Source organism: Halobacillus litoralis, assembly GCF_020524025.1.
GTDB classification, from domain to species: Bacteria; Bacillota; Bacilli; order Bacillales; family Halobacillaceae; genus Halobacillus; species Halobacillus litoralis_D.
The window spans coordinates 101,843-114,696 of the sequence record NZ_JAIVKN010000005.1 but is presented as its reverse complement, the minus strand read 5'-3'; the positions used below and the strand labels follow the sequence as shown (position 1 = coordinate 114,696).

The window sequence follows — 12,854 nt, the reverse complement described above, 5'->3', positions numbered from 1 at the left end:
TCCATAAAAGTTAAGTTTGACTTGCTCATTTGCACACCGAATGTGCTTGTTTCAAATCTCTTCATAAAGAAGAAATGTTTTGACGTACTGGTTGGTTCGTTCAGTTTTCAAAGATCAAATAGTTCATGGTGGGCCTGAGTGGACTTGAACCACCGACCTCACGCTTATCAGGCGTGCGCTCTAACCAACTGAGCTACAGGCCCCAATGGTATTTGATAATAATGGAGCGGGTGAAGGGAATCGAACCCTCATCATCAGCTTGGAAGGCTGAGGTTTTACCACTAAACTACACCCGCATAATTTGATTGTCATATAAATTCTCGATGGTCGGGAAGACAGGATTCGAACCTGCGACCCCTTGGTCCCAAACCAAGTGCTCTACCAAGCTGAGCTACTTCCCGTTAAAATGGCGCGCCCGAGAGGAGTCGAACCCCTAACCTTCTGATCCGTAGTCAGACGCTCTATCCAATTGAGCTACGGGCGCATTATTTTTTTGAAGCGACAAATTCTATTATAGCACATCGCGCTTTTCGGTGCAAGAACTTTTTTTAAAAAAGTTTGGTGCGGCCGAGAGGACTTGAACCTCCACGGGATTAACTCCCACTAGGCCCTCAACCTAGCGCGTCTGCCGATTCCGCCACGACCGCAAATTGTTAAAAACAAATGGATGCTGATCATGGTAATTGGTAAGTGCGGGTGGAGGGACTTGAACCCCCACGCCGTGAAGCACTAGATCCTAAATCTAGCGTGTCTGCCAATTCCACCACACCCGCAAATAAATGGTGAGCCATGAAGGATTCGAACCTTCGACCCTCTGATTAAAAGTCAGATGCTCTACCAACTGAGCTAATGGCTCCTGTTTAAGGAATCTATCACACTTAAAATGGCTTGATGTTTTTTAAAAGCACAAGAAACATCATATAACTTATCTGTAATTTTGTCAACCCTTTTTTCGAAGAAAAATGGCTGGGCCAGCTGGATTCGAACCAGCGCATGACGGTACCAAAAACCGTTGCCTTACCGCTTGGCTATGGCCCAAAAGTGGCGGTCCGGACGGGACTCGAACCCGCGACCTCCTGCGTGACAGGCAGGCATTCTAACCAACTGAACTACCGGACCTTCCATAAAAGGTTAAGTGACCCGTACGGGACTCGAACCCGTGTTACCGCCGTGAAAGGGCGGTGTCTTAACCGCTTGACCAACGGGCCAAAAATAAAATGGCGGAGAAGGAGGGATTTGAACCCTCGCGCCGCTTACGCGACCTACACCCTTAGCAGGGGCGCCTCTTCAGCCACTTGAGTACTTCTCCATATGGCTCCAACGGTAGGATTCGAACCTACGACCGATCGGTTAACAGCCGATTGCTCTACCACTGAGCTACGTTGGAATAATGTCTAATGCTGATTAACTGTGTTGTTTCGTTTATCAGCGACGTTTAATATAATACAATATTTAATTTACAATGTCAAACCCTTTTTTTCGTAAAAAACAATGTTTTCTTATCGAATGTTGGGTTGTTTTGTTAAGGCTTATTTAATTTAACATGTGTTGCCCTGTCCGTCAATGATATTTTTACTTCTTTTTTAAAATCCCTTTACATTTCCCACAACGGAATCGTTTTGTATCCACTCTTCTCTTTCGCTGGTATGCTTGTCCGCAATCTGAGCAAATATAAAGATGTAGATTCTTCTCTTGTGAAGGTAAAGGTGTACAGAATCTTGGAGACCCCGTCTTTTTTAGAAGTTCTTTGAATTCAGGATCACGATGACAAAAACCCTTTCCTTCTATATGAAGGTGGTAGTGGCAAAGTTCATGTTTAATAATTCCTTCTAATTCAGCACCATCCAATTCTACTACATACTTCGGATTGATTTCAATGGTTTTTTTTGAAGGAATATATCGCCCTCCTGTCGTTCGAAGACGAGAATTGAAGTATACATCATCCAAAAATGGTTTGTCAAAGAATTTTTGGGATAAATCTTCTGTCCACTGCTGCAATTCATTTTGGGTTATCACAGGAACACCTCCTCTGCTCTCTGCATACTGTATCACATGAAGGCTGATTATTGAATATAAAGGAGATGACTTCTTATGCCCTCTTGGTTAAAAAGACAAATGGCTGACGCATTTCTCAATAAGGATAAGTATCAAATCAAACTGCTGAACCAGTGCTGGTACTATTATCAACACCTCTACAAATAAAAAAGTACCCGGAAGGCGAACCTCCCAGGTATTGTGAACCTTTTTTTTACGATTGGAGCATGGTTAATGCAATTCTTTGTTTCTGAGTATCTACCTGATCCACCCAAACGGTGACGACATCTCCTACAGACACCACGTCCATCGGATGCTTCACATAGCGATTGGCAAGCTTGGATATATGGACAAGCCCATCCTGCTTGACCCCAATATCAACAAAGGCTCCAAAATCAACTACATTCCTTACGGTTCCTTCTAATTCCATCCCCTGCTTTAAATCTTCCATAGATAACACATTGGTCTTCAGCAATGGTTTAGGTAAATCATCACGAGGGTCCCTGCCCGGTTGAACCAATGACTTCTGAATATCTTTAAGAGTTAAAATGCCCACATCCAGTTGTTCTGCTGTCGTTTGGGCATCCACCTGCTTGATCTTTTCAGCCAAGGCTTCATTTCCTAAGTCATGACTTGTAAAACCATATATCTTTAAGAAGTCTCTCGTTGCTTTGTAGCTTTCAGGGTGAATCGAAGTCCGGTCCAATGGTTCTTTACCGTCCAGGATTCTTAAGAAACCGATACTTTGTTCAAATGTTTTTGCACCAAGACGAGGAATGTCTTTCAACTCGGATCTTTTAGAGAATTTACCTAACTCTTCCCGCTTCTTCACAATATTGTTGGCTACCGTTTTGCTGAGTCCTGAGACATACTGCAATAAGGAAGCAGAGGCCGTATTTACATTCACGCCTACTTGGTTTACGGCTGTTTCTACAACAAAGGTTAAGGATTCATTTAGTTTCTTCTGACTGACATCGTGCTGGTACTGACCAACCCCGATGGATTTCGGATCAATCTTCACTAATTCTGCCAACGGATCTTGAACACGTCTGGCTATAGATACGGCGCTTCTCTCTTCTACTTGAAAATCCGGAAACTCTTCGCGGGCAAGTTTTGATGCTGAATACACACTGGCCCCTGCTTCGTTCACAATCATATAGGAAGCTTCAAGTTGATGCTTCTGAATCATATCAGCAACAAACTGTTCGGTTTCACGAGAGGCTGTGCCATTTCCAATAGCCATCAGCTCAATTTCATACTTATTCATAAAATCAAGAATTTTCTTTTCTGCACCCGCTGTATCATTTTTAGGAGCTGTTGGATAAATCACTCCAATATCCAACACTTTTCCAGTTTCATCAATGACAGCAAGTTTGCAGCCTGTCCGAAAGGCAGGATCTATGCCCAATACGATTTTCCCTTTTAACGGGGGCTGCAGCAAGAGACTTCTCAGGTTACTTGAAAAGACCTCAATTGCCTGTTCCTCTGCCTGTTCAGACAGGGAATTACGAATCTCTCTCTCAATAGAAGGTTGAATGAGTCGTTTGTAACTATCTCCAATAGCTTCTAAAAGAATCGTTCGAACCGTCCCTACCGTTTCTTTCTTTAGCACACTTCTTTCCAGATAGTTTTGGATCGTATCCTCAGGCGGCTGAATGGATACTTTAATGATATCTTCTTTCTCTCCACGATTAAGCGCAAGCACTCGGTGGGAAGCGATCGCACGAATAGGCTCCTGAAAATCATAATACATTTCGAAAATGCCTTTTTCGTCTTTCTCTGCATTCTTAGCCGTTGACGAAATCGTTCCTTTATCAAAGGTCTGTTTTCTAACTTTCTCTCTATACGTTGGGTCATCAGAAATCCATTCGGCCAGGATATCATTAACTCCAGCTTGGACATCCTCCACCGAAGTAAGTTCATGTTCATCTGAGAAATAATCTTTCGCAGCCTCTTGAACGTCCAGTTTTTCCTGTTCCCAAATCTGAAGAGCTAAAGGTTCCAAACCCTTTTCCTTAGCTACGGTGGCCCGTGTTCTTCTCTTTTGTTTATACGGGCGGTAGAGGTCTTCTACTTTCTGAAGCTTCTCCGCTCCTTCAATTTCCTTCTGAAGCTCTTCTGTAAGCTTCCCTTGTTCATGAATCAGCCGGATAACTTCTTCCTTACGCTGCACTAAGTTCGTAACATAGTTCCACTGATCTTCAATTGCTTTGATTTGGACTTCATCCAGACCACCGGTTAATTCTTTTCTATAACGGGCTATAAAAGGAACTGTATTCCCTTCATCAAGCAGTCCTATAACCTGTTTGATTGTTTTTTCATTTAATGTTGTCTGCTTCGCCACAAGTTTCAATAACTCCGGGCTGTAATTTGCTTCGCTCAAAAAGAAGACCTCCTTCAATAACGTATCTTATATTGTAACAAATTATGGATGGGTTTACTTCAAGGGAGAAGGATTGCTGGATTGCATTCGATCTGAAGCTCCGTCAATGATTTGTTCCTCCGTATCTATTTTTTAATATACTACCCTGAAAATTATAAGAACCTAAAAAAGCATATAAAAAGTCCTTATTCTTCTCCTATAAAAAAGAATAAGGACTTCTAATTGTATTCAATTGCAATTAACGTCGTATCATCATCCCGATTTTGGCCATAAAGACCTTTGTATACTTCCGTAATCTGTCCCACTGTTTTTGCCTGAGTTAATTTTGATGATAGACGACGATCACTCACTCCGTCTGAAAACATTAAAAAAATCATACCTTCTTTAATATCTCCATGACTGACTCTAAGTGACCGCGGGTAGCCTGCCAGATAACCAGCCAATGGAATATTTCGATTCCGTTTCCCGTCCGGGTCGACGGTGATTACACCAATATTCCCTATGGAGGAGTATGAATAAGTACGATTCTTAAAGTCTATTCTAAGTATACCTAGAACAACTCCACGCTTCCCTACCAAAACCTCATTGCATTTTTTCACTAGTGCTTCTATTGAAAGAACTGGATTTTCCTCAATGACATCCATAACAGCTTGAGAGGATTCTCTTGCCATTTCTCCACTCCCGAGACCATCAGCCAATGCACAGAGAAACGCATCTTCCGTTTCTCTATAGAAATAGCTATCTCCACAATAGTAATTTCCTTTTTTGGCTTTTTGGAAGACAGATAAGTTCACCCGCCCGCTCTGTTTTTCCACTAGAACACCTCTACTGATTCAGATTGTAAGGCTTCTCTTAATTTCCTTAACGCCCTTCTTTGCAGACGGGACACGTGCATTTGAGAAATACCTAACCGTTCGCCGGTATCCTTTTGACTCATATTTTCAAAATACGTACATTGCAATATTTCCTGTTCCCGTTCGCTTAGTATTGGAAGTACTTTCTCCAGAAGCATCTTTTGATCAATATTTGAATAACCATCTTCCTGATTACCGATCAAATCCAGAATGGTGACCGTACTGCCATCAGAGTCGGCTTCAATCTTCCGATCCACAGAAAGAGCTTTATAACTTTTGCCCATTTCCATCGTTTCCAGGACATCCTCTTCAGATACTTCCAGATAGTCAGCAATTTCCAAAACAGAAGGAGACCTCTGAAGGGTATTGGTAAGTTCTTCTGCTGCTTTTTTTATTTTAGGACCAAGTTCCTTAATTCGCCGCGGCACATGAACACTCCATGTTTTGTCGCGGATAAAGCGTTTGATCTCACCAATGATGGTAGGAATCGCAAACGATTCAAAGGACTTCCCGAAGTCAGGGTCGTACCTTCTGATAGCCGCAAGCAGTCCAAGCATACCAACTTGTACCAAGTCTTCATGAATGGTACTGTTTTTTGAGTACTTACGGGCTATAGATTCTACAAGGTCTTTATAAACAAGTACTATTTTCTCTTGTATAGCTTCATCGCGGGGATACTCCTGCAGATGAGCAATCCATTCATAAACTTCCTCATTGTGGTGTTGTGATCTGGTCGCCATTTTGACCCACCCCGGTTTCATGGAGGTATTTTGTCATTAAGACAATGACTCCATATTTACTATTGATTTCGACTTTATCCATTAAAGCATCAATCAAAAACAGGCCAAAACCACCTTCACGAAGTTCTTCAATATTATCGTCCTGCTGATAAGGACCGATATCCTCTTTAATTTCACCTAAATTGAAACTGCCGCCATGGTCAGCGACCATTACTTCGAGACGATCTTGATAGACACCAAAACCGATGGTGATTTCACCTTCTCCAGTTTCTTTATATGCATGCTTCACTGCGTTCGTAATCGCTTCTGAAATTGCGACTTTCAAATCCTCGATATCTTCGTAGGAAAAACCCATACGATTCGCAATACCGGAAATGCTCAGTCTCACAACTCCGATATACTCGGCCTTAGCAGGTACTTTTACTTCAACAAAATCAAATGGTTCCATTATTACATTCCACCTTGCACTGTAGAATCGATATTCATAATTTCTGTCAGCCCCGTAATCTTAAACAATCGGTATACCCGATCCTGCATGTGAACCAATCGCATTGAGCTGTTATGCTCTTTTGTGGATTTCAAAGCACTAATAAATACACCAAGACCCGTGGAATCCATGTAATTCACGTCACTGAAGTCGACCTGCACTACCTCTTCCTCTCTGGTCAAAGGAAGAATGGTTTCCTTTAACTTAGGCGCTGTAAAGGCATCAACTTCACCCGCTAAAACGACATTAGTTACTCCATCAATATTTGTCACATCTATTGTTAAATTCATCTTATTTCCCTCCCGTGTTGCTGAAAAAATGCACTAAGCATTCTTTACCCGAAAAAAATACCTATTAAACATTTCTTCTTAAAATAATCAAAGTAAAGTCATCCCGTAATTGGAAATCCTGAAGACGCTCAAAGTGCTTATACACTTGATCCACAATTCCCTGGGCCGGTAAATGAGAATATTGCTTGATTACATGAAGAACTTCTTCCTGTTCAATGAAACGCTCCCCTTGTCTACATTCCGTTACACCGTCTGTCAAAAGGATGATCATATCCCCTTTTTCCACTTTCTTTTCGTACTGCGTATACGTAATCTCTGGTGAAACACCCAGAACAAGTCCTGGTACATCAATCTCCTCAAACTCATCACGATCTTTGTGGTAGTAATACCCAGGTTCATGTCCGGCGGAAGCATATGTGAATGTATGCTCAATCGAGTTGTACAACCCGTAAAACATGGTAATAAACATACTGGCATCTACATTTCGTTCAACTACACGGTTCAGACTGCCTAAAATCACACTAGGATCTGTACGCAGTTCCGCAAAGCTGTCCATAGAATATTTAATCATGGACATACATAACGCAGCAGGTACACCTTTCCCAATTACGTCTGCTACAGCTATTCCAAGACCGCCCTTTTCATCGTGTACGAAATGGTGATAATCCCCATTCATCTGCTTGGCAGGTACACTGAGAGCTCCGACGTCAATGTCATCAATATGCGGTTTTACTGTGGAAAGCAGTGTTTTCTGCATATTGGCAGCAACAGATATTTCCGACTTAAGTTCCAGCTGTTTCTCTCTTAGTGTTTGAAACTCCTGATAAGCTAATCCATAAGAAATCATCGTTTCTAAAAGGAAATTCATGGATGATTGAATATACTCCGGCATATCCGGGTATATCTCTTGTAGCGACTGAATATGCACGTTGATAATTTCTTCCGGTGATATATTCTGCTGCATGGAATGCTTACTAAACTGCTCGGCTTGATACAGAGCTTGTTCATCTCTCGTCTTTATATATTCCTGCAAAAGTTCTTTATAGTTTTCTAAGTCAAGTTTTAATGTACTCATCGCTCATACCTCCTCTAACGGAGCCATTTGACAACTCTGATCTCAGTTCCTTTCCCTGTTTCAGATACAATGTCAAAATCATCCATTAACCGTTTCACTCCAGGCAACCCTGCTCCGAGTCCTCCAGATGTGGTAAATCCATCTTCCATCACTTGACTGATATCCTGAATTCCAGGACCTTCATCCATCGCTACGATACTGATTCCTTTTTTATTCATATCTTCGACGGCTTCAAAACAGACTTTACCTGTTCCTGCATATAAATAAATATTCCTTGCTAACTCAGAAATGGCGGTGGCGATTCTCGCTTGATCGACTGTCCCGAAACCGATCTTTCTCGAGATGTCACGTCCCAGCTGTCTGGCGCCTACAATGTCCCACTCCTTTTTTATATTGACACAGGATTGAAAGTCCATATTCACTCCTCCAATTCCTGGCGAAGTTTGATCAATCCTTGTTCTAAGTCTAATGCTGTCGGGACATCCTGCATATGAATGCCTAAGTCGATCAATGTCATCGCTACAGCTGGCTGAATACCAGTCAGAACTACTTTGGCTCCCATCAAATCAGACATTGTTACTACATCACCCAAGACTTTGGCTATGAATGAATCAATAATGTCTACGCTTGTCAGATCAATAACGACGCCTGTTGCGCCGCTTTCATGGATTTTACTTAGTAAATCCTCCTGAAATTGTATAGCCGTCTGATCATCGAGATCGATTTGGATGGAAATCAGCAAATAATTGTGAAGCTTTAAAATAGGTATCCTCATTACTTTCACTCCCCATCTAGTGAATCAATCAACTTTTCAATATCTTCGTCATTTTTTTGAGTGTCTTCAATGCGTCGGTTTGTTAGTTCAAGTGCGGTCTGGAATCCTTTGCGGAGAGAGCTCTTCGTCGGGAATTTGCCAAGATCAATCCCCAGGTTCACTATCGTCTGGGCAATTTCAGGGCGGATACCGACGAGAATACAGCGGGAACCTATCAAGCGTACAGCTTCAGCTGCCTGAATGATATGATGTGCCACCATAGTATCAACGACCGGTACACCAGTTATATCAATAAGGACAACTTCTGCGTTATGCTTAATGACCCCATCCAGAAGGTTTTCCATGATCAGCTTCGCTCTTTCTGTATCAATGGTTCCGATCAGCGGCATAATTGTAATATTCTCCATGACCGGTATGAGAGGAGCCGATAATTCTTGAAGGGCGACTCTCTGCAGGGAAACAATATGTTCCCAGCTGCCTGAATACTCATTAACCAGCCGGTTGATAATTGGATCCACCCATCCATCCACTTTTCTAAGAATCTCAGAGAAGTAATCGGAATCCACTTTTTCCGACTGTTTTAAAATAAAGTCAGTGACAACCCGACGGAAAACCTGCATTCCATCTGTTAAATAACTCAGCGGCCACCCCAAATTAATTAAACGCTCTGAAAACTCATCCAAATCAGAGGACAACCCTTGTTTTTCTATGCTTGCAAAGATAACATTGACGAATTCACGGTTGGTATTCTCGAACATTTCCTCAGAAATTGTCGATGTATAATCATTCTTCTTATTTGCGTTGATTTCCTCCAACCACATTTTAACAATGTCATCGCTATGTTCCACTACGACGTTCTTTAATCTCTGGTCCATTATCTAACCTCCGCCTCCGTTACACTTCTCTACGTACTCCAAATACTATTTGTATATAATTTTATCAAAAAAAAGAAAGTAGTTACACTGATAAGCTAAAAAAACATGCCAACAACAATACCCTCCATCCGTCTATTATAAACTAAGAATATAAAAAAAAATAAAGCCGCCCTTTTTCAGGCAACTTTATTTTCAAATAGAAGAGATCATTTTAGAAGTCGATTAAACCGAGGCTGATCTGCAAAGCTTTGTTCACCTGCAGCATCATTGGTTCATCTAATTGGGTGATCTTGTCGGTCAAACGCTGTTTATCAATCGTTCTGATTTGTTCCAAGAGGATCACAGAGTTTCGCTCGAACCCATATTTTTCTGCATTGATTTCAACATGTGTAGGAAGTTTGGCTTTTTGTATTTGCGCTGTAATCGCGGCGACGATTACGGTAGGGCTAAAGCGATTACCAATATCATTTTGAAGAATGAGTACAGGACGAACCCCGCCTTGTTCTGATCCCACGACCGGGGACAAATCAGCGAAATAAACGTCACCTCGTTTGACTATCAATGGCTTCACACCCCGCTCACTAGTTGCTCCAGGGTGTGTTCTGCCTCCTCTTCAGCTTGAAACGCTTCTGAAGCGATATTTAAATTGATTTTCGCCATTTCCATGTAGCCTCTACGCATGGATTCTCTAATATGACGCTGCTTTTTCTCACGCAAATACATTTTAGTTGCTTGACACATGAAATCGCTCCGATCACTGTTATCGAGTTGAATGAAACCATCTACTTCATTAAGCAGATTATCCGGAATCCGGATGACAATCTCCTGCATGCTATCGGACAAAACCATACACCTCCACCATCTTCTCTCAAAAAGAAACCAGTCAATTAGTCCACTCTAATCTTATCAAACGGGAGTGTCCATTGCAAAGGAGTGTTGGAATTTTTTCGTAAATTGTGTAACCTTCTATCCTTACATAGGGAGAATTGTCCGAAATTCCAAAGATTCCTGTCATAAAGAATTTCTTATTTCTGTCATTTTCCCATTCCTCAGATAAACTCTTGGGACCCTGCTGCTAATCATACACGGCACCTCGTAGTTGATGGTATCCAAATGGTCCGCCACGTCATCTGCTGATATTTCCTGATTTCCCTGATTACCAATTAAGGTAACCTTTGTCCCTATAGGATATTCTTGATCCAGACGAATCATGAATTGATCCATGCAAATTCTTCCGACAATCGTTTGACGTTTTCCGTCGACCAGTACTTCCATTCCCTGAAGTTTCCGGATCCATCCGTCTGCATAACCAAGTGGAACGGTCCCGATCCATTCCTCTTCCTCTGTGGTGTACGTGGCTCCGTAACTAATTGATTCACCCGCTTCTAAACGTTTCACATGAATGAGCCGGCTGTTCAACGAAAAGGCAGGCTCAAGATCAATCGGACGTTCCCGTTTTACATGAGTGGACGGATACAAGCCATACATACTAATGCCGAAGCGCACAAAATGATCCATGCGTTCCGGAAACCTCATGCTCGCAGCACTATTGCTCGTATGAACTTCTACAGGATGTGACCACTCTCTTTTAAAATGACCAAACAGTTCTTCCCACCTCTTTGTCTGGTGAGAAAAATAACTCTTCTCTTCCTCATCTGCTGTAGCAAAATGGGTGAAGACTGACTGTAGAATAAATGACGGCTGCCTGTCAATAACAGCAAGCACCCGGTCCATTTCAGATGTGGACCGCACCCCGATTCTGCCCATCCCTGTATCTAACTTCAAATGGATAGATAAAGGATGATCAAACGGATGCTTTTCTGCTTCTAACAACCATTCCTCCTGAAAAACCGTAACCGCTATATCTTCTTTAGCTGCAAGCCAGGCATCTTCCGGCCGCGTCCATCCCATTACGAGAATTGGAGCTTCTATGCCCTCCTGCCTCAATTTGAGAGCTTCATCTAACAGGGCCACGCACAAACCACGCGCGCCCGCCTCAAGAGCCGTATGTGCCACTTGAATATCTCCGTGGCCATAAGCGTCTGCTTTAACGACTGCGTACACACCCGTACCTGGTTTCAAACGCTTCTTCAACTGCAGGATATTTGATTCAATAGCTGTTAAATTAACTTCGGCAACAGAGTCTCTATAATAACGATCCAGTGACAAAACAAAAGCCCCTCTCTCAACAATATCCTTTTATTATTGAATGAGAAGCGGTGACTGTCAAATGATCAACCAAAGAAAATAAAGCAGACCGTTAAGCCTGCTCCTTCCAAGTTATTTGACCATTGTTCCGTTATTGATGGAGCTTGCTACAGAGACCATTTCCGCTTGTGTCAATTCATTACTTGCCAACTGGTACGTTGTGCCATTATGATTCCATTCCAGAATATTATTCTCCAATGCAGCAATCACCCCATCAGAAAGCTGCACAGGCTCTCCGTTTACCTGAACAGAGTATTGGGCACTGGCCGGCTGGACGACTGCCTTCTCTTGAACCAATGTGAAATTCTTCTCTCCGGCATACGTCATGATGACACGTTTTCCTTCTTCTGTTTTCACTTCACGCTCTTCTGCCAGTTCAGCACCAAACGTTTCCTGTGGATATAGAACTTCTTCAAGTTCTTCTCCTTCCATATTGGCAACCGGTGCTTCTGTCGGAGCCATGGCCATATTTTTATCGACATCAAAATCTTCTTTTTTCAGTGAAGAATCTTTGGCGAAGTTGGCAAACTGTACCTCCACCAGAGCGTTCATATCCTGATCAAAAACCTTAACCATAACAGGCTGGTAAGATTTTTTGTCAAAGTAGATCTCCTGGAAAGGCAGAGTTTTGTTATTTTGGTAGTTGGTTTTCGTTTTAAACTTATAATAGTTCTCTGAAGCTGTAAATTCCGCATCCGAATCGGCTTTGATATCATTCAGTAAGGAAGCATATAAATAGGGCTGGCTGGTGTTTTGAGGCCATTCACTTTGGAATTTGAAACTCTTATTCAAAGCTGGCGTCAGAACGTATACCCCACTGTCATTCTTCAGAATGATTTGACTCCCTTTTTCATCCTGATCATTCTGCAGTTTCACGCGGTAGTAATCATCCTTCTTATGCCAAACTTCAATGTTATATTTCTGCTCTTCTTTTCCTGTACGCATCTTCATGTTCGCTTCTGTTTTATAACCAGCCATTTCTTCCGCCTGCTTTTCAAGCTTCTTCACAACATCTTCTTTCGACTGTGAGCCACAAGCAGTAAGCGCACCTAAGACGAACAGACTGAACAACAGGATCAGAAAACGTCTTTGCATTAAGACTCAACTCCTTTGTCTCTACTTAAGGACAAAGG

15 protein-coding genes and 12 tRNA genes are annotated in these 12,854 nt (G+C 42.2%); 1 reads left to right on the top strand and 26 read right to left on the bottom strand.

From position 1 onward, the window contains the following. Nucleotides 1–126 precede the first annotated feature (126 nt). From LC036_RS17065 to LC036_RS17005, 13 genes are all read right to left on the bottom strand, one after another. Nucleotides 127–203, bottom strand: a tRNA-Ile gene (locus LC036_RS17065). Nucleotides 204–222: 19 nt separating this feature from the next. Continuing rightward, nucleotides 223–296, bottom strand: a tRNA-Gly gene (locus LC036_RS17060). A gap of 28 nt (nt 297–324) precedes the next feature. Further along, nucleotides 325–401: transfer RNA gene (locus tag LC036_RS17055), tRNA-Pro, on the bottom strand. Between the two features lie 6 nt (nt 402–407). Next, a tRNA-Arg gene (locus LC036_RS17050) sits at nt 408–484 on the bottom strand. A gap of 75 nt (nt 485–559) precedes the next feature. Beyond that, nucleotides 560–647, bottom strand: a tRNA-Leu gene (locus LC036_RS17045). 44 nt (nt 648–691) lie between these two features. After that, nucleotides 692–773: transfer RNA gene (locus tag LC036_RS17040), tRNA-Leu, on the bottom strand. A gap of 7 nt (nt 774–780) precedes the next feature. Further along, a tRNA-Lys gene (locus LC036_RS17035) sits at nt 781–856 on the bottom strand. A gap of 107 nt (nt 857–963) precedes the next feature. After that, nucleotides 964–1,038: transfer RNA gene (locus LC036_RS17030), tRNA-Gln, on the bottom strand. Nucleotides 1,039–1,042: 4 nt separating this feature from the next. After that, a tRNA-Asp gene (locus LC036_RS17025) sits at nt 1,043–1,119 on the bottom strand. 17 nt (nt 1,120–1,136) lie between these two features. Continuing rightward, nucleotides 1,137–1,208: transfer RNA gene (locus LC036_RS17020), tRNA-Glu, on the bottom strand. 10 nt (nt 1,209–1,218) lie between these two features. Then, nucleotides 1,219–1,309 (bottom strand) — tRNA-Ser (locus LC036_RS17015). 3 nt (nt 1,310–1,312) lie between these two features. Further along, nucleotides 1,313–1,387, bottom strand: a tRNA-Asn gene (locus LC036_RS17010). 185 nt (nt 1,388–1,572) lie between these two features. After that, nucleotides 1,573–2,016, bottom strand: a complete 444-nt coding sequence (locus LC036_RS17005; protein ID WP_226585469.1) for a SprT family protein — start codon at nt 2,014–2,016, stop codon at nt 1,573–1,575. Between the two features lie 75 nt (nt 2,017–2,091). On the opposite strand from LC036_RS17005, the gene cmpA reads away from it, so the two are divergent. Beyond that, complete coding sequence (gene cmpA / locus LC036_RS17000) at nt 2,092–2,202, top strand: cortex morphogenetic protein CmpA (protein ID WP_226585467.1); 111 nt, start codon at nt 2,092–2,094, stop codon at nt 2,200–2,202. 46 nt (nt 2,203–2,248) lie between these two features. Here the strand turns inward: cmpA and LC036_RS16995 are convergent, their stop codons facing one another. From LC036_RS16995 to LC036_RS16935, 13 genes are all read right to left on the bottom strand, one after another. Next, nucleotides 2,249–4,417, bottom strand: a complete 2,169-nt coding sequence (locus LC036_RS16995; RefSeq protein ID WP_226585465.1) for a Tex family protein — start codon at nt 4,415–4,417, stop codon at nt 2,249–2,251. Nucleotides 4,418–4,635: 218 nt separating this feature from the next. Further along, entirely contained in the window at nt 4,636–5,232 is a 597-nt protein-coding gene (locus tag LC036_RS16990; protein ID WP_226585463.1) for a SpoIIE family protein phosphatase, read from the bottom strand. Beyond that, the gene (sigB, locus tag LC036_RS16985; RefSeq protein WP_226585461.1) at nt 5,232–6,011 is read right to left on the bottom strand and encodes an RNA polymerase sigma factor SigB; all 780 of its coding nucleotides are present in this window, start codon (nt 6,009–6,011) and stop codon (nt 5,232–5,234) included. Before sigB ends, LC036_RS16990 begins: the two co-directional genes overlap by 1 nt. Continuing rightward, the gene (rsbW, locus tag LC036_RS16980) at nt 5,983–6,459 is read right to left on the bottom strand and encodes an anti-sigma B factor RsbW (protein ID WP_264188441.1); all 477 of its coding nucleotides are present in this window, start codon (nt 6,457–6,459) and stop codon (nt 5,983–5,985) included. Before rsbW ends, sigB begins: the two co-directional genes overlap by 29 nt. 2 nt (nt 6,460–6,461) lie before the next feature. Next, nucleotides 6,462–6,788, bottom strand: coding sequence for an STAS domain-containing protein (locus tag LC036_RS16975; protein ID WP_226585459.1), 327 nt, complete (start codon nt 6,786–6,788; stop codon nt 6,462–6,464). A 64-nt stretch (nt 6,789–6,852) separates the two neighbouring features. Continuing rightward, on the bottom strand, nt 6,853–7,863 hold the full coding sequence (locus LC036_RS16970) for a PP2C family protein-serine/threonine phosphatase (RefSeq protein ID WP_226585457.1): 1,011 nt from the start codon (nt 7,861–7,863) through the stop codon (nt 6,853–6,855). A 14-nt stretch (nt 7,864–7,877) separates the two neighbouring features. Beyond that, the gene (locus LC036_RS16965; protein ID WP_226585456.1) at nt 7,878–8,279 is read right to left on the bottom strand and encodes an anti-sigma regulatory factor; all 402 of its coding nucleotides are present in this window, start codon (nt 8,277–8,279) and stop codon (nt 7,878–7,880) included. 2 nt (nt 8,280–8,281) lie between these two features. Further along, complete coding sequence (locus LC036_RS16960; RefSeq protein ID WP_089654561.1) at nt 8,282–8,638, bottom strand: STAS domain-containing protein; 357 nt, start codon at nt 8,636–8,638, stop codon at nt 8,282–8,284. 5 nt (nt 8,639–8,643) lie between these two features. Next, on the bottom strand, nt 8,644–9,513 hold the full coding sequence (locus tag LC036_RS16955) for an RsbT co-antagonist protein RsbRA (protein ID WP_226585452.1): 870 nt from the start codon (nt 9,511–9,513) through the stop codon (nt 8,644–8,646). A 211-nt stretch (nt 9,514–9,724) separates the two neighbouring features. Beyond that, nucleotides 9,725–10,075 carry a type II toxin-antitoxin system PemK/MazF family toxin gene (locus LC036_RS16950; protein ID WP_226585477.1) on the bottom strand — a complete coding sequence of 117 codons (351 nt, stop codon included), beginning with the start codon at nt 10,073–10,075 and terminating at the stop codon, nt 9,725–9,727. A gap of 5 nt (nt 10,076–10,080) precedes the next feature. Next, nucleotides 10,081–10,362 carry a CopG family ribbon-helix-helix protein gene (locus LC036_RS16945; protein WP_027956786.1) on the bottom strand — a complete coding sequence of 94 codons (282 nt, stop codon included), beginning with the start codon at nt 10,360–10,362 and terminating at the stop codon, nt 10,081–10,083. A gap of 162 nt (nt 10,363–10,524) precedes the next feature. After that, a complete protein-coding gene (gene alr / locus LC036_RS16940; RefSeq protein WP_226585475.1) occupies nt 10,525–11,676 on the bottom strand; it encodes an alanine racemase in 1,152 nt (383 codons plus the stop codon). Between the two features lie 117 nt (nt 11,677–11,793). Then, entirely contained in the window at nt 11,794–12,816 is a 1,023-nt protein-coding gene (locus tag LC036_RS16935) for a LolA family protein (RefSeq protein WP_226585450.1), read from the bottom strand. Nucleotides 12,817–12,854 lie beyond the last annotated feature (38 nt).

Coding starts and splice junctions, on each gene's coding strand:
- rsbW (WP_264188441.1), bottom strand. CDS start 6,459: ATGGAACCATTTGATTTTGTTGAAGTAAAAGTACCTGCTAAGGCCGAG.
- LC036_RS16960 (WP_089654561.1), bottom strand. CDS start 8,638: ATGAGGATACCTATTTTAAAGCTTCACAATTATTTGCTGATTTCCATC.
- LC036_RS16965 (WP_226585456.1), bottom strand. CDS start 8,279: ATGGACTTTCAATCCTGTGTCAATATAAAAAAGGAGTGGGACATTGTA.
- LC036_RS16945 (WP_027956786.1), bottom strand. CDS start 10,362: ATGGTTTTGTCCGATAGCATGCAGGAGATTGTCATCCGGATTCCGGAT.
- LC036_RS16955 (WP_226585452.1), bottom strand. CDS start 9,513: ATGGACCAGAGATTAAAGAACGTCGTAGTGGAACATAGCGATGACATT.
- sigB (WP_226585461.1), bottom strand. CDS start 6,011: ATGGCGACCAGATCACAACACCACAATGAGGAAGTTTATGAATGGATT.
- LC036_RS16975 (WP_226585459.1), bottom strand. CDS start 6,788: ATGAATTTAACAATAGATGTGACAAATATTGATGGAGTAACTAATGTC.
- cmpA (WP_226585467.1), top strand. CDS start 2,092: ATGCCCTCTTGGTTAAAAAGACAAATGGCTGACGCATTTCTCAATAAG.
- LC036_RS16970 (WP_226585457.1), bottom strand. CDS start 7,863: ATGAGTACATTAAAACTTGACTTAGAAAACTATAAAGAACTTTTGCAG.
- LC036_RS16935 (WP_226585450.1), bottom strand. CDS start 12,816: ATGCAAAGACGTTTTCTGATCCTGTTGTTCAGTCTGTTCGTCTTAGGT.